The following is a 19,718-nucleotide window of genomic DNA, read 5'->3' as shown; positions in this document are numbered from 1 at the left end:
CGCCAAGGGGTACTTCAGCGGGGGTACTTCGGCGGCCACCCGCAGATCACGGTCGGATACAGGCACTTCGGGCACCAGTGGAGCGCATTTCGTGAGTTGGCAACGCTGGCGCACGCTCAGTTGTCCCTGCACGCCCGAGCGCCCCACAGGTGCCCCCCGCGCCCGAATGCATGCGGATTGTCGCAACATCCCATTGGTTGCTTAGGTAGGGGCCTTGCGGGACAGCGGTTTCCGCATGTGAGTTGCTCTGAAAGGAGTGCCATGTCTTCTACGTTCTGCCGTCGTGGTGTCGCCTTCCTGGTGTGCTCAATCACAGCGGTTGGCTGCCTGGCAGCCGGTCCGGCGGCCGTGGCAGCGACCTCCAGCTCCCTCCCCGTGGCGCAGACCGCTGTCGCCACCTCCGGTTCGGTGACCCTCACGCTGACCGGCGGCATCACCGTCACCGTTCCCGGCTTCGCGCTGCCCATCGGGGTCGGGATCGACACCGGCGTCCAGGTCAACCTGATCACCTCCGTGACCAACAACACCGACGCCACGATCGTGCTGTCGGCGGGCGGCAGCGCCACCGTCACCCTGGCCCCAGGGGCGTCAGCCAGCGTCTCCGCCCTGGGAAGCGGAAGCCTGGTCATCACGGCGACTGCCTGATACAGCCGCACCGCCCCTAGCGGGCGGCAGGACGGCCCGCCACGGCAAACTTGTGGCGGGCCGCTCCGCCATGCCCACGTGGGGACGGCGTGCCCGCTGATGGTCACCAGCGGGCACAGGAGCCGATGGCCAGGACGTCGATCGCACCGTCACCGAGTGGTGCGCAGGTGTTCGCGCCTGGTGGTAGCCAGGGCAGACCAGCGGCCGCGAACAGCCTGCTCGTCGTCGATCCACCACACCGGCGAGGCGCTGGCAGCCTTCACACCGGCGAGGCGCTGGCAGCCTTTGGCGTTACCGACGCCTTCTGCCGTAACCCACCGCACCACAAGTGCTCTGCTTGGATGAACGAGTGACCGATACCGAAGATGTGGAGCAGCAGGCGGCCGTCAGCCATCTGCTGCTGTACTACCTGAACGCACCCGTCGCCGAGGGCAGCCACCTGCGCGGTGTCCTGCCCGCCCCCGGTGCCGTACGGATCGCCGTCCACGTCGGTGACGAGGAGGACGGAGCCACCTTCCTCTACGAGATCCCCCACGACACCGTGGCCCCGGCCTTCATCCCCGGCGTCCTGCGTACCGTCCTGGCCAGGACTCAGTTCTACAGCAGCGACGACATCGGCGAAGCCATGGGGATGACGCTCATCCGTCTCCACCCGAAGAACATCCCTCCGGACCCGGAGCCCGAACAGGGGCAGGCGCTCACCGTCCTGCGCGCCCTGTCCGACCCCGGCGACGACGAGAACCCCTTCCTGATCGGCTTCCTGAGGATGCGCCAGGGCCTGATGCGCCTGTACGTGCAGCGTCCCGACCGCCCAGGCATCATCGGCGCCGACATCCGCCTGACCTGCACGCCTACCGCGCTGATCGCCTCGATCCCCTCCCTCGTTGAAGAAGAGGAGCGCCACCGGCCGGCCGCGGACGATCCGCACTGCGACCTCCTTGTGGACCTGACCGACTGGTAGCGCCGCCGCGGGCACGGCCTGATCGCCACGGCACGTTCGAGGCGGAGAGCGCCGAGCCACGCTGGAAGGGGTCGGTGGGAATCGTTCCCGCCGTCTCCTTCTGCACGCTGCCCTGCATCCGTGGGCGTAGGAGTCCTCGGGGCCCTATCCGGTGGTGCCGAGCAGGGCTCGCGGGACGTCCTCCAGGCTCGGGAAGGCCGTGCTCATGCCGTGTGCTCCCCGCTGAAGAAGCCGGCGAGGGCCGGGGCCAGGACCTTCGGGTCGATGGCGTGCTCCTCGCCCGGGAACACCCGGAGGGTGAAGTTGTCGCCCGCCGCGGCGAGTTCCCGAGCACCGGTCAGCATGTGGGGCGCGCCCGCGTCTCCGCTGCCGACGAGGACGGGCACGGTCACGGACGCCCAGCGGTCGACCGGCAGGGGGCGGCCGGACATGGTGTCGCCCATGATCCGGCCGTCGTAGGGGAGGGTGCGGGCGACGGCTTCCATGCCCGCCCAGAACGGGGCCTGCCGCATGCCGGCGACGACCTCGTCGGGCAGGCCGACCGCTGCCGTCATGAAGTAGGCGACAGCCTCCCCGTACGCCTCGTGGCCCACGAGCTCCGTCAGGTGCTCCACGTAGTCGGCGGGCAGCGGCGGCCGGCCGTCGTCGGTGACGAACGGCGGCTCATACAGTGCGAGGCGCGATACGGCGCTGCCGAAGGCGGTGGCCTCCAGGGCGAGGACGGCGCCCGAGGACATGCCGAAAACCATGGCCGATCCGCCGCCCGGGCCCTCGATCAGCGCGTCGAGGTCCTCGATCTCGCGCCGCACCTCGTACGCAGGACTGTCCCCGCTGTCGCCGCGGCCCCGGCGGTCGTACGTGATCACCGTGAAGCGCTCGGCCAGCAGACCGGCGAGTTCGGCGGAACTGTCGCGGGTCATGAACGCGCCGCCGACGAGCACCACCACAGGGCCCGAGCCCTGCTGCTCGAAGGCGATGGTCGTGCCGTCGGCCGAGAACACCTTGTCCATGTGAAACCCCCATCGATGCGCGGCGCAGAGCCCTGCGACTCTTGGAACTGGACGGTACAGTACCCGTATGGGTACTGGTCAGTCCAGTACTCTCTTCGGGCGGGGAGACGGCGGATTGAACAGAGAGAGGGAGCTGAGGATGGACAGCCGGTCAGCGCGCAAGCATCAGGAGATCCTGGATGCCGCGACCACCGTGTTCCTGAACAAGGGGTACTCGGGGACGAGCATGGACGACATCGCGAAGCTGGCCGCGGTGTCCAAGCAGACCGTCTACAAGCACTTCGCAGACAAAGAGAAGTTGTTCGCCGAGATCGTTCTGGCCACCACCGACCGCATCGACGCCATGGTCGACCTGGTGGCCGACATCCCAGCCGAAGCCGATGCCCTGGACGAGAACCTGACCCGTCTCGCCCGCCAGTTCCTGGCAACCCTCACCCAGCCCGAGGTGATCCAGCTACGCCGCCTGATCATCGCCAACGCCGACGCCTTCCCCGAACTGGGCGCGACCTGGTACGAGCAGGGCTTCGAACGCGTCCTGGCCACCCTGGCGGCCACCTTCCAGCGCCTCACCGACCAAGGACTGCTCAAAGCCGACGATCCCATACTGGCAGCCCACCACTTCGCCGGACTGCTGCTGTGGATCCCGGTGAACCAGGCCATGTTCCACGGCCGCGCCCAGCACAGCGAGGCCGACCTCGACCGCTACGCCGCCGGCGGCATCCGCACCTTCCTCGCCGCCTACGCCCCTGAGCCGACCCGCACTGACGGTGCGTGAGGAGGCGCTCCGCGCCGCACGCCGGGCACGCCTCCGCCCTGCCCCGCCCCGGCGCAGCGCCGCGATGGCCTGGGCGGTGGTCAGCGCGCACCTCGCGGAGCTGGCCTCCGCCCAACGGGGTCGCCGCCGGCGAGTACGAGACCGGGCTCCGGGGCTCCGGGGTCGGTGACCCGGACGGCTTGGAGGGCCTCTTCGAGCCGGGGACGGTCCGCCCAGTGCGGCAGCGGTATCTCCGACGGTGTGCTGCCGCAGGCCGGTGCGCCACCGGCCCAGGTGCACCCGGGTGGGGAGCGCACGGCCCTCGCGCCCTCGTTCCTTCGCCAGCCCGGGTCTCCCGAGCCGGTCCAGGGGCGGAGGCCGACCTCCGTCCCTGGACCCGGTGGGCGACCCTACCGGAGGTTTTTCAGGCCCGGAGCCGTTAGGCCCAGCAGCCGTTCACCGTCGCCGCGAGGCCGTCCAGTGCGTCCTTGGTGGCGGCCGGAGCGGCGGAGGCGTCGTTCTCCACGAAAGCGAACACCTTCAACCGGCCGTCCTGGCCCCGCGTCACGCCGCTGAGGGATATGGCGCCGCTGAGCGTGCCGGTCTTGGCCCTGACCTTGCCCACGGCACACGTGGAATGAGGATCGTCGAAGCGGCCCCACTCCGGACCGAGGGTGCTGCCAGCCTCCCCGGAGACGGGAAGTCCGTCGAGGACGGGCCGGAGGGTCTGCGGGTGATCCTGCGTCAGATCCAACACGGCGGCGAGGGTCGCGGCCGGGATGCGGTCACTGCGGGACAGACCGCTGCCGTCGTACAGCTTGACGTTGGTCAGCGGTACCCCGTAGCCCTTGAGCACCTGCCGCACGGCCGCCGTGCCGCCCTCGAAGGTCGCAGGCCGGCCCGTGCCGAGGGCGGTCATCCGGAGCAGGGTCTCGGCGATGTTGTTGTCACTGAGCTTGAGCATCTTCCGGACGGACTCCGACAGCTTCGGGGAGTGGTGCAGGGCCACCGACACGTCGGAGGCGCCGGCCCGGCCGCGGGTGACATCGCCGTTGACGACGACACCGGCGGCGGCGAGCTTCTTGGCGAAGGTCTTCCCGGCGTCGACCGAGGTATCCAGAACGCTGCGCCCGTCGACGACCAGCGCCCGCACGGGGGCGACTTCCCCCGGGTAGTAGTCCCCCCTCCAGCCCTTTGCCGGTGTCGGCTCCGGGAAGAGGCTGTCGTCGACGCGGACCTTCACGACGCCGACGCCCTGGGACTTCAGCTTGGCCGCGGAGGTCTGGGCGAGCCTGGTCAGATCGGCCGTGGTCAGGAGCCGGTCGCCGCCGCCGACGAGGGTGAGCGTGCCGTCGCGGTAGGTGACCTTGGTGGTGAAGCGGTGGTCGGGGCCCAGGACGGACAGGGCGGCGGTGGCGGTCAACAGCTTGGTGTTGGAGGCGGGCATGAGAGCGGTCGAGGCATCGTGCCCCCAGACCACCTTGTCGGAGCTGGCGTCCAGGACGACGCCGCTGAGATGCGTGCCCAGACGCGGGTCGTTCACCCGGGTGTTGAGGTTCGCGGCCATCCTCCCGTCGGAGCCGGAGCCCGCGCTCTTGTCCGCGGCGGAGTTGACGGGTCTGGCGGTGGTGCCCTTGTCGGCCGCGAAGGCCGACGTGCCGGAGAACATCGCCACCGCCATGGGGGTGGCGACGACCGCGGCGCGGGCACGGCGGCTGGCCACCCGCATCTGCTTGGGCTTGCGGTGCCGACCGCCGGAGGCGGGCACCGGGGCAGCGGATTCCCTCTGCATGTAGATCTTTTGCTCCATTGCGTCGACGATCTCGCTCGTTCACTCTTTACACGCCTGAGCGGACCGGTCTGTGACAACTTTCTTTTCCAGTCTGCGGATCCTAGGCCAGCCAGGTCGGCAAAGGGGGCGGGGCCGGCAGGGATCCGGTCCGGTCGACCGGCATCCGCTGTGTGCGGTTCAGCGCGCCGTCGCGGTGAAGTTCACCCCCGACCATCCCCACCAACCCGACCATCGCCGCCCCGTCGACACCGCCCCCTCCCGCGTACGCCCCGACCATCGCGGCAGCCGCTCCACGGACGCCGCCTGCCCCACTACCAGGTGGTGAAGGCCAGGCCCCGGAGCCGGAGTTCCTCGCCGTGGACCGCAAGAACGCCGTCCTCGCCGACCGTGACGGTCTCATCCTCAAGAACCACGGCCACACCACGGAATACGCTTGGCAGGCACTCTCCTGTGTGGTTCGCCCCCGAACTCTGACCACTGCGACATGCACAACTACCCGTGACACACGGGTGATTCCTCGGGGATCACTGCCGCGCGCACGATGTCGTCGGCGGAATCGAGGTTCAGGCGGCCGGCCTGCGAAGTGGCCGACGCGGAGCGTTCGGCGTCCACGACAACCCGCGTGCGGGTGTGGCTGAGCAGGCTGAGGAGGCTGCCGGTGTCGTGGTCGTCGGCGCGGTGCTCGGGGACCACGATTCCGGCGCCCTCGGCAGGAAGCCACTTGGCCGACCCACCGACCGCGTATCGACCAGCAGCGCGGACCCGGCAGGCGGTCGCCAGGGCGATGGGCTGTCTGGTGTCCACGCGCACTCTCCCGGAGGCCGGAGGCCGCGAGGCCAGGGTCAGGGCCGCAGGGCGAAGCAGCGGAGCCGGTCGATGTCGACAGTGGTCACGCTGGACCAGCCGGTGGTGAGCAGTTCGATGTCGTGGTCGGTGATGCCCAGGCTCTTGCGGGGATCGTTGTCGTCGAAGCGTCCGGCGAGCTCGGTGAGGACCCAGAACGTCCCGCCGGGAGCCAGGACACGCCGGACGCGGTCAAGGAAGTCCGGCTTGTCGTCGATGAATGTGTAGACCAGCCGGCAGGTGACGGCCGTGTAAGCCGGGTCGGGGAGCTTGGTGACATCGTCCGTGGCGAAGTCCATGAGCCGCCAGGTCGGGCCGGGCTCGGACTCGTCGCGGTCGCAGGAGGCCGCGAGCGCCAGGGCGCTGGGCGCGCAGTCGATGCCGGTGACGCGGTAGCCGAGGTACTGGTGGAGGTGGTGAGACAGTTCGCCGGAACCACAGCCGATGTCGAGGGCGGGCCGGCCATGGCCAGCGCCGAGATGCTGCGTGAGCAGTGCGATTTCGGCATCGTCGAGCTGCCGGTATCGGCGCCCGGCGGCCCACACGGACTCCCAGTAGCTGGCGGCGGAGGAGTGGGGCACTGGTGGTCTCTCCTTGAAGGGGGTCTGAGGCGGCGCCCGTGGCGCTGATCGCGGCCAGGGACACCGGGGGCAGGACGGTCTTGGATGAGGGATGCTCGGGTTCCTCCGAGCTCAACTCGCGCCTCTGAGCCGATGGTTGGGGTTGCTCAGCGGCACTGGGCTCAACGACACGACCGGCACTCTCGAACACACGTGTTTGAGACGGAGTGGAATCCGCAGGACAGAGCGACGCGCGGAGGGCGCAGGGACCACGGACCCTTGCGCCGACAGGGGCGGTCTTGGCCTGGTGATGGCCGAAACGCCGAGCGTGAGATCCGTGTGGCGGGGGCCACGACCAGGAGCGAGGCCGGCTGGAGGAGTTCATCGGGTTCCATCCTCCGCCGCCGAGACCGGCCGGCCGACAGGTACAGGCGGTCACCCGCTGCTGTTCGGTGCGGGTGTGGGTGCGGGTGCGGGTGCGGGTGGCGGCGAGGTGGCGAGGTGGTAGGAGTCGGTGCCGGTCTCGACCCGCCGAAGGTGACGGCCCCGGTCGCCGTGACGGCGCGTCTCCCGCACGACTCGCAGGTCGGGCAGCCGCTCGTAGGGGCCGCGCGCCCGAGTGTCCATCGGCGTCCGAGCGTCCATCGGCGTCCGGCGCATACAGAGCGCGCCGCCCCGGGGCCCGTTCCGAGGCCACCAGGGAAGCGGCCGCCAGGGGCGCCCTTTCCGACTCGCCCGTGATCGACCATGCTGCCCGTGCGGCGCACGGCAAGGCGCTGTCCCGGTAACGCGGCGTGGAGGACATCGTCATGACGACCGACGCGAAGAGCAAGGCGCTGATCGAAGGAGCCGCCGAGCTCGTCGGGCTGCTGCGCCGCAACGCCGCCCGCACGGAGGAGGACCGGCGGGTCGCCGAGGAGAACATCGAAGTCCTCGCCGACACCGGCCTGTTCGTCATCACGGTCCCCGAACGGCTCGGCGGCCACCAGGCGAGCGTTCGTACGCTCCTGGAGGTGACCGCCGAACTCGGCCGCGGCTGCGGTTCCACCGCCTGGACCACCGCTCTGATCAATGTCTGCGGCTGGATGATCGGCCTCTACCCGGAACGCGCGCAGCGGGAGGTGTACGGGGAGGACCCCGGCGCCCGTGCCTGTTCCGTCCTGACCCCGGGCGGAACGAGCAGGGCGGCAGCCTCGGGACAGGTCATCACCGGGCGGTGGCCCTTCGCGTCCGGCTGTCTGCACGCGCGGTGGGCGCTTCTCGGTACGCCGGTCACCGGCGCGGACGGCGAGCAGACGGACCGAGGCGTGGCCTTGGTGCCGATGGACGAGCTGACGGTCGAGGACACCTGGCACACCGCCGGGATGCGCGGCACCGGCAGCCACACCCTCCTGGCCGAGGACGTGTTCGTGCCCGCCCACCGCATCCTTTCGGTGACCGGCGCGCTGCGGGGCGAGTACGCCACCGAGTTCACGGATGAGACCCTGTACCGCGCGGCGTTCGTACCCCTGCTCTCCTCGGTGCTCGTAGGCCCGCAACTGGGCCTGGCCCGCGGCGGCCTGGAGCTGGTGATGGCGTCGCTCGCGCAGGGACGCCCCATGTCACACACCTTCTACGAGCAGGCGCGCGAGGCGTCCTCCACCCAGATGCAGGTCGCCGAGGCCGCCCAGCTGATCGACACCGCCGCGCTGCACCTGATGCGCGCGGCGGACGACATCGACGGCTGGGCGGCAAGCGGCCGGAACATGCCACTGCGCGACCGGGCACGCGTGCGTATGGACACCGCCACGGTCGCCCGCCGCTCGCGGGAGGCGCTGGACATCCTGCTGAACGTCCACGGCGCCGGGAGCTTCGCCGAGGCCAACCCCTTGCAGCGCATCTGGCGCGACCAGGAGACCGCCAGCCGGCACGCCATGACCAACCCCGCCGTCGCGAGCGAGCTGTACGGCCGGGCCCTGCTCGACATCCAGGAACAGATCAGCCCGCTGATCTGAGCCCCGGGACGGCGGTGCCCCTCGCCGTACGACAGCCGGCCAGCCGGTGCCACATCGGCAGACACGCCGGGGAAGCCCAGCGGCGGCGGGTCCCGAACCCCCGCTGCCCACGCGGCGGCTCCGCGGCGACCTGGCCTGCGGCGCCACGAGGCCCGTGGCTGCTGAGGCTTCTTCCTCTCGACACCCCCAGGCGCTACGCGAATGACGGAGACATCACCACCCAGACCATCGCCCAGGGCATGAGAATGTCCAGGCCGGATTGAGGGCGCGATGGGCCCTTACGTTGCCCAACTCCAGAAGGAGAGTCATGAAGTTCAGGCGGTTAAGCATCGTCGCCGTGGCGTGCGGTCTCGGCCTGAGCGCCGGTCTCAGCCCGGCCACGGCTGCGGTGCCGGAAGCAGCCGTGATTCTCAAAGCGGGCGCCGACAGAGGCGTCGCCGACGGCTACCCCGGCATCATCGGCATGGTCCGCGACGGCGCCCAGACCCAGTACGTTCAGGCGGGCGTGGGCGACCGCGGCACCCGGGTGCCCGCGGATCCCAAGGCGAAGTTCCGCATCGGCAGCAACAGCAAGTCCTTCACCGCCGCCACCGTCCTCCTGTTGGAGGCCGACGGCCTTCTCTCCCTCGACGACACAGTTGCCACGTGGCTGCCCAACGCCGTCAAGGCCAACGGTCACGACGGTTCGAAGATCACCATCCGGCAACTGCTCAACCAGACGTCGAATCTGCCGGACTACACGATGAACATCGACGGGTACACCGTCAACCCCGACTGGACGTCGCAACAACTGGTCGACGGCGCCCTTCGGAAGCGCCCGCCGAACGCCCAGCCGGGAGAGAAGTGGGAGTACACCAACACCAACTACGTACTGGCCGGCATGATCATCAAGGCCGTGACCGGTAACGAGCCCGCGGTTGAGATGAAGACCCGGATCTTCGACCGACTCGGCCTGACCGACACCAGCCTGCCCACCACGGACAACAATCTCTACGGCAACTACCTGCGCGGCTACTACCTGGCCGGCCCCTTCATCCTGGACATGACCGTCACCAGCGTCCAGGCCACCCAGACCGCCGGTGCCATCGTCTCCACTCTCGACGACCTGGCCACCTTCGAACGCGCCCTCGTCGACGGCACCCTGCTGCCACCCGCCCAGCAGACAGAGCTCAAGACCACCGTTCCCACCGGTACGGGGGCCCACTACGGCCTGGGCCTCATGCGCATCGACACTCCCTGCGGCCGCCCCGCCTGGTACCACAACGGCGCTGTCCCCGGATACTTCAGCTTCCACATCACCAGCGACAACGGTGCCAAGCAGGTGGTCGAAGCCAACAACGAGAACCACCTCATAGGGGGCACTCCCGGCCAAGCCCACACCCAGGAAGCCGCTCTCAACGCCTTCTGCGCCCTCTAGGGAGAGTCGGGGACTGGCGCGGTGGCTGCGCGGCCTCCTCGTCGGCCGTCGGCCTCGGCTACGCCGCCGGGTCGCGGGTGGGTTGCTTCGCCGTTTGGTCGGTTTCAGCGTCTGGTCCGTCGTGGTGGGACGGGCGAAAGGCCGTCCGTCCCGCGTGTGGCGGGCCGGGCGGCCTTTCTCGGATCGTGTGGTGGTGTGGGCGGGCGATGGGGTGTCTGCAGCCGTCGTGGCACGTCGCCGGCTGGGCTCATGTCCCCAGGGTCAGCAGGGCCGCGAGGGCCGGTCCGAAGGCGCCGCCGAGTTGGTAGGCGAGGTTGAAGAGGCCGATGGTGGTGGGGCGGTCGGGGGCGGGAGTGGCCTGTGTGGCGTAGGACGCGAGGACTCCGTTGCCGGCCGTCGTGGCGAAGACCGCGAGGGAGGCGGCGAGGAGGAGCAGGCGGGCCCAGGGGGTGAGGAGGGTGGTGAGCGGGGCCAGGGCACCGACGGTGAGGAGGATCGTGATGACCCGGGGGCGGTTCATCCGGGCGGATGCGGCCGCGAGGAGCCAGGAGAGCAGGGAGCCGACGAGCAGGGCGGCCATCTGGCCCGTGCCGATGGCCGGGGTCGACCAGTCGGTGCGGTCGCGAAGCAGCTGGGGGATCGTGAACAGCAGGGTGAAGTACGAGGTCGACAGGGCCATCGCGAGCAGGGCGGATATCGCGAACACCGGGCTGCGGAGCACCGCGAGGGGCGCGAAGCCGTGGGGGACCGCGCGTACGTGGAGGCCGAGGAGTACGGCTCCCAGGAGCGCGGCGGGCAGGGCCGCCAGCGGGTAGCGCGGCAGGAACACCAGCGCCGTCGCGGTCAGGACGAGCAGCAGGGCGCCACGGGCGTCGAAGGGCGTTCGCGTCGTGGGGGTCGTGGTGTTCGCCCCGCGCAGTACCGCGGGGACGGCCAGCAGCCCGAGCATGGACACGGACAGCGACAGACGCCAGGAGACGGTCTCGGCGATGAGCGAGCCGAGCAGCGGACCGACCGCGCCCATGACTCCGAAGCCGGCCGTGATGACGCCCATCCGTCGGGCCGAGCCGGCCAGGCTCATCGCCACGGTCACCAGCCCCGCGCCGCCCACGGCCTGGGCTGCGCGGCCGCCCATCACGAGCGGCAGCCAGGGGGAGAAGGCCACCAGCACCGTGCCGGCCACGACGGCCGCGGCGCTGGTGTGCAGGGCGGTGCGCAGGCCGCGGCGGCGAAGGACGTTCGCCATCAGCGGGGTGCCGACGGCCATCGCCCAGGCGAAGGCGGTGACGATCCAGGTGACCGTGGCGGTGCGGACGTTCAGCGCGGCCGCCATGTCCGGGAGGATCAGCACCGGGCTGTTGGCGCTCAGGGCGATCGGCGTGGCCAGCAGTGCGAGCCACAGGACCGGAGGCGGGGACGCCGCCGGGGAGGGGGTCGTCGTAGCGGCCTTGGTACGGGTGAGCAGGGACATGGCGGTCTCCATCAGCACAGGAGCAGGAGCAGGAGGCGGGGGAGGGGTTCAGACGGTGGTGACGACGTCCTCGTAGGCGGGACGCGGGGAGCGCGGATACCACGCGTTCTCGCCCGGCTTGCCGATGTTGACGACCATCAGCGGGGTGTGGTCGTCGTCCAGGAACTCCTTCTGGAGCCCGTCGTGGTCGAAGCCGGTCATCGGGCCTGCGGCCAGGCCCACGGCGCGCACGCCGAGGAGGAGGTACGCGGCCTGGAGCGCGCCGTTGAGCAGCGCGGTCTTCTCGCGCACCGGGCGCTCGGCGAAGACCATCTCTGCGGCCTGCGGGAAGTGCGGGAGCAGCGAGGGGAGTTCTTCGTGGAACTCGTTGTCGGTGGCCAGGATCGCGACGAGCGGCGCCGCTTCCGTCTTGGCCCGGTTCCCTTCGTCCATCAGTGCCGCCAGCCGCCGCCGGGCCTCGGGGGACCGCACGAGGATCACGCGCAGAGGGTTGGCGTTGTAGGCGGTGGGGGCGTACTTGACGAGGTCGTGGATGGCGCGCACCTGCTCCTCGGTCACCGGCTCGTGGGTGAAGGTGCTGGCGGTGCGGGCCTCGCGGAAGAGGAGGTCCTGGGCGGTGGGGTCGAGTACGACGTTCATGGGGCGAGGGCTCCAGTCCTTCAGCGTTAACAATCTGAACGTTGAGATAAAAGCACGGCTGTCATCTCAGCGTCAAGTGTCTTAACATTGAGATTGTGTTCGTTGAGATGAACCGGAAGGAGCCGTCATGAGCGATGCCGTGGACGCGATCGTCGGACAGTGGGAGAAGGAACGCCCCGACCTGGTCCCTCACCTGTGGCCGGTCCACGCACTGGCCCGGATCCAGCGACTGGCACGCGTGGTCGAGAAGAGCTGCAAGGCGACGGCCACCCGTCACGGCCTGGACTACGGCGAGTTCGACGTACTCACCACGCTCAAGCGCTCCGGCCCGCCGTACCAACTGACCGCCGGCGCCTTCCTCAAGGCCGCCATGGTGACTTCCGGCGCCATCACCAACCGCATCGACAAGATGGAGGCGAAAGGTCTGGTCGAGCGGGTCAGGGAGGGCAGCGACCGCCGGATCGTGTACATCCGCCTCACCGAGCACGGCGCCGCCGTCATCGACTCCGCGATGGCCGACCACCTACGCAACTACGAGCGACTGCTGGCTGACGTCGACCGCGAGACGGTCACACGGGCCGCGGACGCGCTACGCGAGATCAGCGAGGCACTAGGGGACACGTCGATCACCTGACCCCACACACATGCCATGCCTGCGCCAGCGCCGGATCCGGGCGGTGATCACCCAACCCGCCGACCAAGGGCCGGGAACTACCGCCCGAGTACGGAGGCCCCGCATGGCTCGGCCGATCCCGCCGCACCTCTCGCCGGGGCTGCACCCGATGTGTGGAAACGGGCCGGGGCGGGAAGGCCACGTTCGTGTCCACCCCGGACTCGGCCGGCACCCCGTCGACCGTTTCGCCGGTGATGACCAGCCGACTCAACGCCGCCTCACCGGCGGCCGGTTGTTGCGCCACCCGCGGGCCCTCCGCGCGAAGCTCCTCCGTGTTCGCGCGGCACCTTCCCGATCCTGAAACCGCTGCGGTAGGCCCACCAGCGCACTGGGGAGCATGATCTTGACTGTGGACGACGAACTGTAACTGGAGTGGTTCAGCCACCTCACTCGACGGCGAGGAGAGTCGCCATGCGGACCGGCATCGTCATGACAGCGGGGCCGGGTGTGGAACACCTGGCCGCCCGCGCGGAGGAACTCGGCTTCGACAGTTTCTGGGTGTACGACACGCCGATGATCCACGGCGATCCGTTCGTGAGTCTCGCACTCTGCGCCAAGGCCACTCACCGGATCAGGCTCGGCATCGGTGTCACCTCACCGGCACTGCGTTCCGCGCCCGCCGCGGCGGCGGCCGTCAGCAGCCTCAACGCCCTCGCCCCCGGCCGCATCGTCTGCGGGGTCGGCACCGGAAACACGGCGCGCCGTACGCTCGGCATGCGGCCTACGAAGATGGCGGAGCTGGAGTCGTTCACGGCCGCCCTACAGGATCTCACCGCGGGCCGTGAGTCGGACTACCGCGAGGGGACCCGGTCCAGCAGGGTGCGATTCCTGCACGTCGGGCCGTACGTCAACACCGAGGATCCCGTGGAGTTCGTCGTGGCCGCGTTCGGCCTGAAGGCTGCCGCGGTCGCCGGCCGGCTCGGCGCGGGAGTGATCTCCTTCGGGATGCACGACCCCGCGGCCTGGTCCGCCCTCGGACAGGCCCGGCGGGCGGCGGCGCGGGACGCGGGCAGCGCCGAGAAGACCCGTTCGTATCTCATGTCCTCCCTGCATGTCCTCGCCGACGGCGAGGACCGCTACGGCGATCCGGTCAAGGACTCGATGGGGCACATCGCACTGAGCGCACTGATCCTCGGCGCGGAGAACCCCGCCTTCCGCGCGGCCCTCCCTCCAGAAGAGGCCGCGGCTGTCGACCGTCTGCTCCGGTTGCGCGGCACCACCCCCACCGATCCCAGGCTTCACCAGGCGCTCTACCGCAACTACCTGGGTCGGCTGGCCCCCGAGGACCGCGAGCTCATCGTGCCCTCCCTGGTGGACAAGTTCGGCCTGGTCGGTACCAGGGGCGAGGTCATCGAGCGGATCAACGTGCTGGAGAAGTCGGGGGTCGACGAGCTGGTGATCCAGCCCGTTGTGGACCCGGAGACCGAAATGACCGAGCTCGCACGGCTGCTGGCCTGACACTCGGCGAAGGGCGGCCGTCGGATCGTCCAGCGGGCCGCTTGGGCTGTTCGGCGTGGCGGCGGGCAGGCTGCCTGTGCGTGCCCGCCCCTCGACCGTTGGGGAGCGATCTTTGACGAATCGGGGAACGATCTTTCTCCACCAACGGCTCACGGACCGGTGACTCACGGACCGGTGACTCAGGGGTTGGTGACTCAGGACGACAGGGCCTGCGGTGCACCCACCTCGGCGCCGACTGCCTCGTCGCAGTCCAGTGATGAGGCCGCCTCAGGGGGGACGGGCGTGGCGATGATGGCGTCCAACATCTCGCGTGCCGCGCGTAGTTCGTCCATGGCGGCGGTGATGCGGTCCCGTTCCCTGGCCAGGTCGACCAGCAGGTCGGGGCAGGCGGCCGCGAGTCGTCCGCCCTCGTCGACCATGCAGGGAAGTACGTCGGCGATGGTCGCGGTGCCCAGACCGGCGGCGAGCAGCGTGCGGATGCTCCGCACCGTGTGGACGTGCTCATCGGTGTACTCGCGGTACCCGCTCGGCCGTCGCAGCGGACGCAGGAGCCCCTGCTCCTCGTAGTACCGCAGTGCCCGTTCGCTGACTCCGGTCAGTCGGGACAACGCTCCGATACGCATGTGATGACAAGCTCCCCGAAAAGCGAGTTGACTCTGACGCCGACGTGAGGGTTTAGCTTACGCGGCATGTCAACGGAAACACCCCACACGACCCTCCCCCGACAGCTGGCCGGGCCCCGAGAATGGCTCGGGCTGGCCGTGCTCGCGCTCCCCACCCTGTTGCTCGCCATGGACGTCACCGTCCTGCACCTGGCCGTCCCGCACCTGAGCGCCGCCCTCCAACCAAGCGGTAGCGAACTGCTCTGGATCGCCGACATCTACGGCTTCATGATCGCCGGCTTCCTGGTCACCATGGGCACGCTGGGCGACCGGATCGGCCGCAGGAGACTCCTCATGATCGGGGCGGCCGCGTTCGGCGTCGCTTCGGCGCTCGCCGCTTACTCCACCAGCCCCCAGATGCTGATCGCGGCTCGCGCGCTGCTCGGGATAGCCGGGGCGACCCTGATGCCGTCCACCCTCGCGCTGATCACCAACATGTTCCGTGACCCAAGGCAGCGCGGCACGGCCATCGGTGTCTGGGTGACCTGCTTCTCGGCCGGTGTCGCGCTGGGACCTGTGCTGGGCGGGCTGCTGCTCCAGACGTTCTGGTGGGGTTCGGTCTTCCTGCTGGGGTTGCCGGTGATGATCCTGCTGCTGGTGACCGCCCCGGTGCTGCTTCCCGAGTACCGCGACACCCGGGCCGGTCGACTGGACCCGACCAGCGTCGTGCTGTCCCTGGCCGCCATCCTGCCGATCATCTACGGCATCAAGGAGCTGGCCAAGGCCGGCCTCGCGGTGCTACCTGTGGCCACCCTGACCGGTGGTCTGGTACTTGGGGTGCTGTTCGTGCACCGGCAGTCCAGGCTGGCCAGTCCGCTGCTCGACGTCACGCTGTTCAGGAACCGCTCGTTCAGCGCCGCACTGGGAATCCAGCTGCTCAGCATCGCCGCCATCGGCGGGGTCTACCTGTTCATCACCCAGTACACGCAACTGGTCGAGGGGCTCTCGCCGCTCAAGGCGGGGCTATGGCTGCTGCCCGCCGCCGGTGCGCTCATCCTGGCGTCCGCCCTGACTCCGGCACTCGCCCGCAAGGTGCCCGCCGCGTACGTCATCGGGGCCTCGCTGGCGATCTCGGCGGTCGGCTACCTGATACTCACCCAGGTCGACAGCGCCTCCGGGCTGCCCGTCCTCGTGACCGGCTTCGTCATCGTCTACCTGGGCATCAGCCCCATGCTCGTGCTGGGCACCGACCTGATCGTCGGGGCGGCCCCGCCCGAGAAGGCGGGCTCGGCCGCCGCGATGTCCGAGACGAGTACCGAGTTCGGCGTGTCGCTGGGCATCGCGGTCCTCGGCACCGTGGGCACCGCCGTCTATCGCGACCGGATGACCGGCACCGTCCCCAGCGAGGTCCCGGCGCCGGAGGCCGAGTCCGCTCGCGCAAGCCTGCCCGACGCCATGGCCACGGCGGACAGCCTCCCCGACCGGCTGCATGACCTCTTGCTCGACCCCGCCCGCGCCGGCTTCACCCACGGTCTGAACATCGTCAGCGGCATCAGCGCCCTGCTCGTCGCCGCCCTGGCCGTACTGGCCGTATCGCTACTGCCGCGAACCCGCCCTGGCCACGCCACTACAGAGCCGAGCGGTGCCGTGGACACCGAAACCACCACAGACAGCACTGGAACCACGAAGACCGAAGCCGCCGCAGACACCATGCAAATCGCAACCGCCGAGCGCCCCACCCCGGTAGCAGCCGACTCACCCCACTGAGGCGTGCATCGAAAGCGGATCGTGAAGGTGAGATGGTCTTGCTCTGTGGCACGTGGAGATCTGACGGTTGCGCAGCGGGCCAGGCGGGCGCCCTTGTTGTCGACGGGCAAGAAGCCGGGACGCCCGCCGCGCGGCGGGACGGTACGTGGAAGCGCGTCTTCGCTGCGCTGCAGGCCCAGGCCGGTGCCGCGCTGTTCCTGGACATCGGGCCACGCAGGTGGTGGCCGCACGCGCTGGCCCCGGGCCGACGGCGGACGGCGGCCGGAACCCGCCGCGCCGCGGTGATCGCGTACGACTCCAGGCCGATCGGCATCGGTCGCCAGAGCTAGGCGGTTTCGTTTGGATCACCGAGCGGACCAGAGGAAGATGCCCGCGATGTGGAGTCCGGCCAGGTAGATGACCGCTGTCTTCTCGTAGCGGGTGGCGATCCCTCGCCACTGCTTCAGGCGGTTGATGCACCGCTCGACGGTATTGCGCTGCTTGTACGCGTCACGGTCGAAAGCGGGTGGCCTCCCACCGTGTCTGCCGCGACGCAGCCGGTGGCCGCGCTGATCCGCCCGGGTGGGGATCACTGCCCGGATGCCGCGCTGGCGTAGATGCTCGCGGATCGCACGTGAGGAGTACGCCTTGTCGGCCAGGACGACGTCCGGCCTGGTGCGAGGTCGTCCACGTCGGCGGGGAACGCGCAGACGGGCCATGACCTCGCCGAAGGCGGGTGCATCGCCGGCCTGGCCGGCCGTGAGGACGAAGGCCAGGGGCCGGCAGTCGCCGTCGGCCGCGAGGTGGATCTTCGTGGTCAGCCCGCCGCGGGACCGGCCGATGGCGTGGTCGGCCGGTTCTCCAGCCGGGGCCCCCTTTTGCGGGCCCCGGCAGCGTGCTGGTGTGCTCGCACGATCGTGGAGTCCACAGAGACGGCCCAGTTCAGGTCCTCGTCCGCGTCGGCCTGGGCTATGAGAGCGGTGAACACTCGCTCCCAGGTGCCGTCGACGGCCCACATACGCAGCCGGTTGTAGACGCCTCGCCAGTTGCCGTACTTCTCCGGAAGGTGCACCCACTGGGTTCCGGTCTGGAACTTGAAGGCGATCGCGTCGATCACCTCCCGATGGTCCCGCCACCGACCACCGCGCCTCGGCGTCCGGTCCGGGAGCAACGGCTCGATCCGCGCCCACTGCGCGTCAGTCAACGGCACACCCAGACCAACGACCGGCTGATCCAAACGAAACTGCCTAAGCCGGTCTCGTCTGCCGGAGCGATGCGGCGAGCACCTGGGGGCCGGGACACTTCCCGAGGAGGCAGCGAGGAAGCAGCCCGGCCCACCGAGGAGCAGTCATGACGATCCCGACCACCGGCCGACCCGAGGTGTTGCCCCCCGCCCGTTGGGCGGTGTGGGCGGCCTGGGCCACGCCGCTGAGCCTGCTGCCGTCCTCCGTCTGGCGGGTGACCGTCGGGTTCACTGATGGCCACACCGCCCCGGAAATCGTGTACATGGTGGCGCTGAGCTGCGTGATGATGGGGGTCGCGTTTCTCACCGTCGGCCTGGTGCGCCCCTGGGGCGAGATCTTCCCGCGCTGGATCCCCGGCGCCGCCGGGTGTCCGGTGCCCGCCCGGGCCGTCACCCGGATCGCGCGGGTCGGCGCCGTCCTGATCATCCTGATCACCTTGTACGGCGTGCTCAACAACATCTTCGGATTCGTCGACGACCCTCCGGGGAACTTGATCGGCGACCAGGAAAAGTACGACGAGCCGCCGGCCTGGGTGAACTACCTGTACCTGCCCGCTGCGGCCTGGGGCTTCCTCGTCCTCGCCGTCGCCGGGGACTACGCCCGGCGGATGGCGGGCCGGGTGCCCGGCCCGGTGGCGGACACCCCTCGCTCGAACGCGGCGACCGGGGTCTGAGTACCCACGCCCGCTCGGCAGCACTCAGCCCCTGTCCGGCCGGCCATCGCTGGGCTCGCGGCGTCCTGCACCGCACCGAGCCTGCGTAAACTTGAAGCCGCAGGTCAAACGGCTGGTGTGACCGGTTCTCGAGGTGCTCACGCTGGTCGTGGGGGGCAGTCCACGGAGTGGATCGTCCGTCAGCGGTTGACTCGCCGGTTCCTGCTCGAAGTAGCCGGGCGGCCTCATCCGGTTCACTGACTAGGCTGACGACTTCACAGTCAAGTCACCGTTCGTTGTCGACAGATCCAGGCGGTACTTGCCCGACGGGTCATTCGTGAACGCCACGTTCTTGTCGCCGTTGGAGTCGTTCGCCGAGATCTGGTACTTGGCAGGCGGTACGGTGACCGTCAGGTTGCCGCTGGTCGTGCGAGCCTTGATGTCCTGCGGGGTAGCCGTCTGGATCGTCACCCCGCCGTTCGACGTCTGCACGTCGATGCCGCCGCCCTTGACATCCTTGACGTTGACGTCACCGTTGGACGTGCGCAGCTTCACAGGGCCCGTCGCGTTGGTCACCGCGATCTCACCGTTGCTTGTGTGCACATCGACCGCGCCGACATCGGTCAGTGTGAGGCCGGCGTTGGACGTTCCTCCCGTCACCGGAAGACCGGCAGGTACTTTGACGACGTAATCGACGCCGCAGTCCTTGCCGCAGCCGGAGAGCACCAGGACGCCGTCCCTGACGCGGAAGGACATGCTACTCGGCTTGTCACCACGGTAGTTGACCTTGCGGTGTACGGAGATCGTGGGGGCGTCGGCCGAAGCGTCCACCTTCACATGTCCGTTCCTGGTGTCGAGACGAATCGAGGTGACTCTCTGAGGCACCTTGGCGTCGTCCTCGAAGGTCTTCTGGTTGAGGGCCGAACACGCGGACAGCCCGCTGACGGTGAGAGCAGCCAGAGCCGCCGCTGTGAGAAGGCGCCTTTGCGGGCGTCGCATGAAAGTCCCCCGTGTGGACGAGTTGAGTCGATGATCATTCACCGCGATCCTACGCAGCCACTCTCCCGCTCTCACTGGGGAAAACCCCCCAATGCCAGGAGTGGACCGTCCTTCACAGCCACCCCGGCAGCCGTGGAGGTAGCTTGCGGCATACTTCCGAAACTCCACCAGAAGGGTCTGCTGCCACCCGACTGCCCGAGCCGAAGCCTGTCTCCTTCAGTCGAGGTCGCCACCGCGTGTGGGCACGGGAGGACCCTT

Annotated in this window: 19 protein-coding genes; 9 read left to right on the top strand and 10 right to left on the bottom strand. The window is 69.6% G+C overall.

Annotated elements, in window-relative coordinates:
• Positions 1-375 precede the first annotated feature (375 nt).
• Positions 376-645: a hypothetical protein gene (locus tag LRS74_RS00725; RefSeq protein WP_277739084.1), complete on the top strand. Its 270-nt coding sequence runs from the start codon at positions 376-378 to the stop codon at positions 643-645.
• Positions 646-994: 349 nt separating this feature from the next.
• Positions 995-1,606, top strand: a complete 612-nt coding sequence (locus LRS74_RS00720) for a hypothetical protein (RefSeq protein WP_277739083.1) — start codon at positions 995-997, stop codon at positions 1,604-1,606.
• 203 nt (positions 1,607-1,809) lie between these two features.
• Here the strand turns inward: LRS74_RS00720 and LRS74_RS00715 are convergent, their stop codons facing one another.
• Positions 1,810-2,616 carry an alpha/beta hydrolase gene (locus LRS74_RS00715; RefSeq protein ID WP_277739082.1) on the bottom strand — a complete coding sequence of 269 codons (807 nt, stop codon included), beginning with the start codon at positions 2,614-2,616 and terminating at the stop codon, positions 1,810-1,812.
• 139 nt (positions 2,617-2,755) lie between these two features.
• On the opposite strand from LRS74_RS00715, the gene LRS74_RS00710 reads away from it, so the two are divergent.
• Positions 2,756-3,391: a TetR/AcrR family transcriptional regulator gene (locus LRS74_RS00710; RefSeq protein WP_277739081.1), complete on the top strand. Its 636-nt coding sequence runs from the start codon at positions 2,756-2,758 to the stop codon at positions 3,389-3,391.
• A gap of 418 nt (positions 3,392-3,809) precedes the next feature.
• Here LRS74_RS00710 and dacB read toward each other — a convergent pair whose 3' ends face one another.
• The 4 genes from dacB to LRS74_RS00690 all read right to left on the bottom strand — a co-directional run bounded on the left by dacB (position 3,810) and on the right by LRS74_RS00690 (position 7,192).
• Positions 3,810-5,180, bottom strand: a complete 1,371-nt coding sequence (gene dacB / locus LRS74_RS00705) for a D-alanyl-D-alanine carboxypeptidase/D-alanyl-D-alanine-endopeptidase (RefSeq protein ID WP_277739080.1) — start codon at positions 5,178-5,180, stop codon at positions 3,810-3,812.
• 474 nt (positions 5,181-5,654) lie between these two features.
• Positions 5,655-5,966, bottom strand: a complete 312-nt coding sequence (locus LRS74_RS00700; protein ID WP_277739079.1) for a hypothetical protein — start codon at positions 5,964-5,966, stop codon at positions 5,655-5,657.
• Positions 5,967-6,004: 38 nt separating this feature from the next.
• On the bottom strand, positions 6,005-6,586 hold the full coding sequence (locus LRS74_RS00695; RefSeq protein WP_277739078.1) for a class I SAM-dependent methyltransferase: 582 nt from the start codon (positions 6,584-6,586) through the stop codon (positions 6,005-6,007).
• Positions 6,587-7,000: 414 nt separating this feature from the next.
• Entirely contained in the window at positions 7,001-7,192 is a 192-nt protein-coding gene (locus LRS74_RS00690) for a hypothetical protein (RefSeq protein ID WP_277739077.1), read from the bottom strand.
• A 182-nt stretch (positions 7,193-7,374) separates the two neighbouring features.
• Between LRS74_RS00690 and LRS74_RS00685 the strand changes: the two genes are divergently transcribed.
• Both LRS74_RS00685 and LRS74_RS00680 read left to right on the top strand, forming a co-directional pair.
• Entirely contained in the window at positions 7,375-8,559 is a 1,185-nt protein-coding gene (locus LRS74_RS00685) for an acyl-CoA dehydrogenase family protein (RefSeq protein ID WP_277739076.1), read from the top strand.
• A gap of 307 nt (positions 8,560-8,866) precedes the next feature.
• Positions 8,867-9,976 carry a serine hydrolase domain-containing protein gene (locus tag LRS74_RS00680; RefSeq protein ID WP_277739075.1) on the top strand — a complete coding sequence of 370 codons (1,110 nt, stop codon included), beginning with the start codon at positions 8,867-8,869 and terminating at the stop codon, positions 9,974-9,976.
• A 247-nt stretch (positions 9,977-10,223) separates the two neighbouring features.
• Here LRS74_RS00680 and LRS74_RS00675 read toward each other — a convergent pair whose 3' ends face one another.
• Together LRS74_RS00675 and LRS74_RS00670 are read right to left on the bottom strand one after the other, a co-directional pair.
• The gene (locus tag LRS74_RS00675; RefSeq protein ID WP_277739074.1) at positions 10,224-11,447 is read right to left on the bottom strand and encodes an MFS transporter; all 1,224 of its coding nucleotides are present in this window, start codon (positions 11,445-11,447) and stop codon (positions 10,224-10,226) included.
• Positions 11,448-11,495: 48 nt separating this feature from the next.
• Positions 11,496-12,086 (bottom strand): malonic semialdehyde reductase, encoded by a 591-nt coding sequence (locus LRS74_RS00670; RefSeq protein WP_277739073.1) that lies wholly within the window; start codon positions 12,084-12,086, stop codon positions 11,496-11,498.
• 127 nt (positions 12,087-12,213) lie between these two features.
• On the opposite strand from LRS74_RS00670, the gene LRS74_RS00665 reads away from it, so the two are divergent.
• Both LRS74_RS00665 and LRS74_RS00660 read left to right on the top strand, forming a co-directional pair.
• Complete coding sequence (locus LRS74_RS00665) at positions 12,214-12,720, top strand: MarR family transcriptional regulator (RefSeq protein ID WP_277739072.1); 507 nt, start codon at positions 12,214-12,216, stop codon at positions 12,718-12,720.
• A 450-nt stretch (positions 12,721-13,170) separates the two neighbouring features.
• The gene (locus LRS74_RS00660) at positions 13,171-14,217 is read left to right on the top strand and encodes an LLM class flavin-dependent oxidoreductase (RefSeq protein WP_277739071.1); all 1,047 of its coding nucleotides are present in this window, start codon (positions 13,171-13,173) and stop codon (positions 14,215-14,217) included.
• Positions 14,218-14,411: 194 nt separating this feature from the next.
• On the opposite strand, the gene LRS74_RS00655 is transcribed toward LRS74_RS00660, so the two are convergent.
• Positions 14,412-14,840 (bottom strand): MerR family transcriptional regulator, encoded by a 429-nt coding sequence (locus tag LRS74_RS00655; protein ID WP_277739070.1) that lies wholly within the window; start codon positions 14,838-14,840, stop codon positions 14,412-14,414.
• Between the two features lie 66 nt (positions 14,841-14,906).
• Between LRS74_RS00655 and LRS74_RS00650 the strand changes: the two genes are divergently transcribed.
• Positions 14,907-16,586, top strand: coding sequence for an MFS transporter (locus LRS74_RS00650; protein WP_277739069.1), 1,680 nt, complete (start codon positions 14,907-14,909; stop codon positions 16,584-16,586).
• A 344-nt stretch (positions 16,587-16,930) separates the two neighbouring features.
• Here the strand turns inward: LRS74_RS00650 and LRS74_RS00645 are convergent.
• A protein-coding gene (locus LRS74_RS00645; protein ID WP_277738995.1) for an IS5 family transposase occupies positions 16,931-17,802 on the bottom strand; the annotation gives its coding sequence in 2 pieces (ribosomal slippage) (positions 16,931-17,442 and positions 17,442-17,802; 873 coding nt in all).
• Between the two features lie 113 nt (positions 17,803-17,915).
• Here LRS74_RS00645 and LRS74_RS00640 point away from each other — a divergent pair.
• Positions 17,916-18,482 carry a hypothetical protein gene (locus LRS74_RS00640; RefSeq protein ID WP_277739068.1) on the top strand — a complete coding sequence of 189 codons (567 nt, stop codon included), beginning with the start codon at positions 17,916-17,918 and terminating at the stop codon, positions 18,480-18,482.
• A 240-nt stretch (positions 18,483-18,722) separates the two neighbouring features.
• Here the strand turns inward: LRS74_RS00640 and LRS74_RS00635 are convergent, their stop codons facing one another.
• Positions 18,723-19,460: a DUF4097 family beta strand repeat-containing protein gene (locus LRS74_RS00635; RefSeq protein WP_277739067.1), complete on the bottom strand. Its 738-nt coding sequence runs from the start codon at positions 19,458-19,460 to the stop codon at positions 18,723-18,725.
• Positions 19,461-19,718 lie beyond the last annotated feature (258 nt).

Origin of the sequence: Streptomyces sp. LX-29 (assembly GCF_029541745.1) — a bacterium.
Lineage (GTDB): Bacteria > Actinomycetota > Actinomycetes > Streptomycetales > Streptomycetaceae > Streptomyces.
The sequence above is the reverse complement of the archived record's forward strand: the minus strand, read 5'-3'. Positions and strand labels throughout refer to the sequence as shown.

Coding starts and splice junctions, on each gene's coding strand:
- dacB (WP_277739080.1), bottom strand. CDS start 5,180: ATGGAGCAAAAGATCTACATGCAGAGGGAATCCGCTGCCCCGGTGCCC.
- LRS74_RS00635 (WP_277739067.1), bottom strand. CDS start 19,460: ATGCGACGCCCGCAAAGGCGCCTTCTCACAGCGGCGGCTCTGGCTGCT.
- LRS74_RS00690 (WP_277739077.1), bottom strand. CDS start 7,192: ATGGACACTCGGGCGCGCGGCCCCTACGAGCGGCTGCCCGACCTGCGA.
- LRS74_RS00685 (WP_277739076.1), top strand. CDS start 7,375: ATGACGACCGACGCGAAGAGCAAGGCGCTGATCGAAGGAGCCGCCGAG.
- LRS74_RS00710 (WP_277739081.1), top strand. CDS start 2,756: ATGGACAGCCGGTCAGCGCGCAAGCATCAGGAGATCCTGGATGCCGCG.
- LRS74_RS00670 (WP_277739073.1), bottom strand. CDS start 12,086: ATGAACGTCGTACTCGACCCCACCGCCCAGGACCTCCTCTTCCGCGAG.
- LRS74_RS00680 (WP_277739075.1), top strand. CDS start 8,867: ATGAAGTTCAGGCGGTTAAGCATCGTCGCCGTGGCGTGCGGTCTCGGC.
- LRS74_RS00660 (WP_277739071.1), top strand. CDS start 13,171: ATGCGGACCGGCATCGTCATGACAGCGGGGCCGGGTGTGGAACACCTG.
- LRS74_RS00715 (WP_277739082.1), bottom strand. CDS start 2,616: ATGGACAAGGTGTTCTCGGCCGACGGCACGACCATCGCCTTCGAGCAG.
- LRS74_RS00665 (WP_277739072.1), top strand. CDS start 12,214: ATGAGCGATGCCGTGGACGCGATCGTCGGACAGTGGGAGAAGGAACGC.
- LRS74_RS00655 (WP_277739070.1), bottom strand. CDS start 14,840: ATGCGTATCGGAGCGTTGTCCCGACTGACCGGAGTCAGCGAACGGGCA.
- LRS74_RS00675 (WP_277739074.1), bottom strand. CDS start 11,447: ATGTCCCTGCTCACCCGTACCAAGGCCGCTACGACGACCCCCTCCCCG.
- LRS74_RS00650 (WP_277739069.1), top strand. CDS start 14,907: ATGTCAACGGAAACACCCCACACGACCCTCCCCCGACAGCTGGCCGGG.
- LRS74_RS00640 (WP_277739068.1), top strand. CDS start 17,916: ATGACGATCCCGACCACCGGCCGACCCGAGGTGTTGCCCCCCGCCCGT.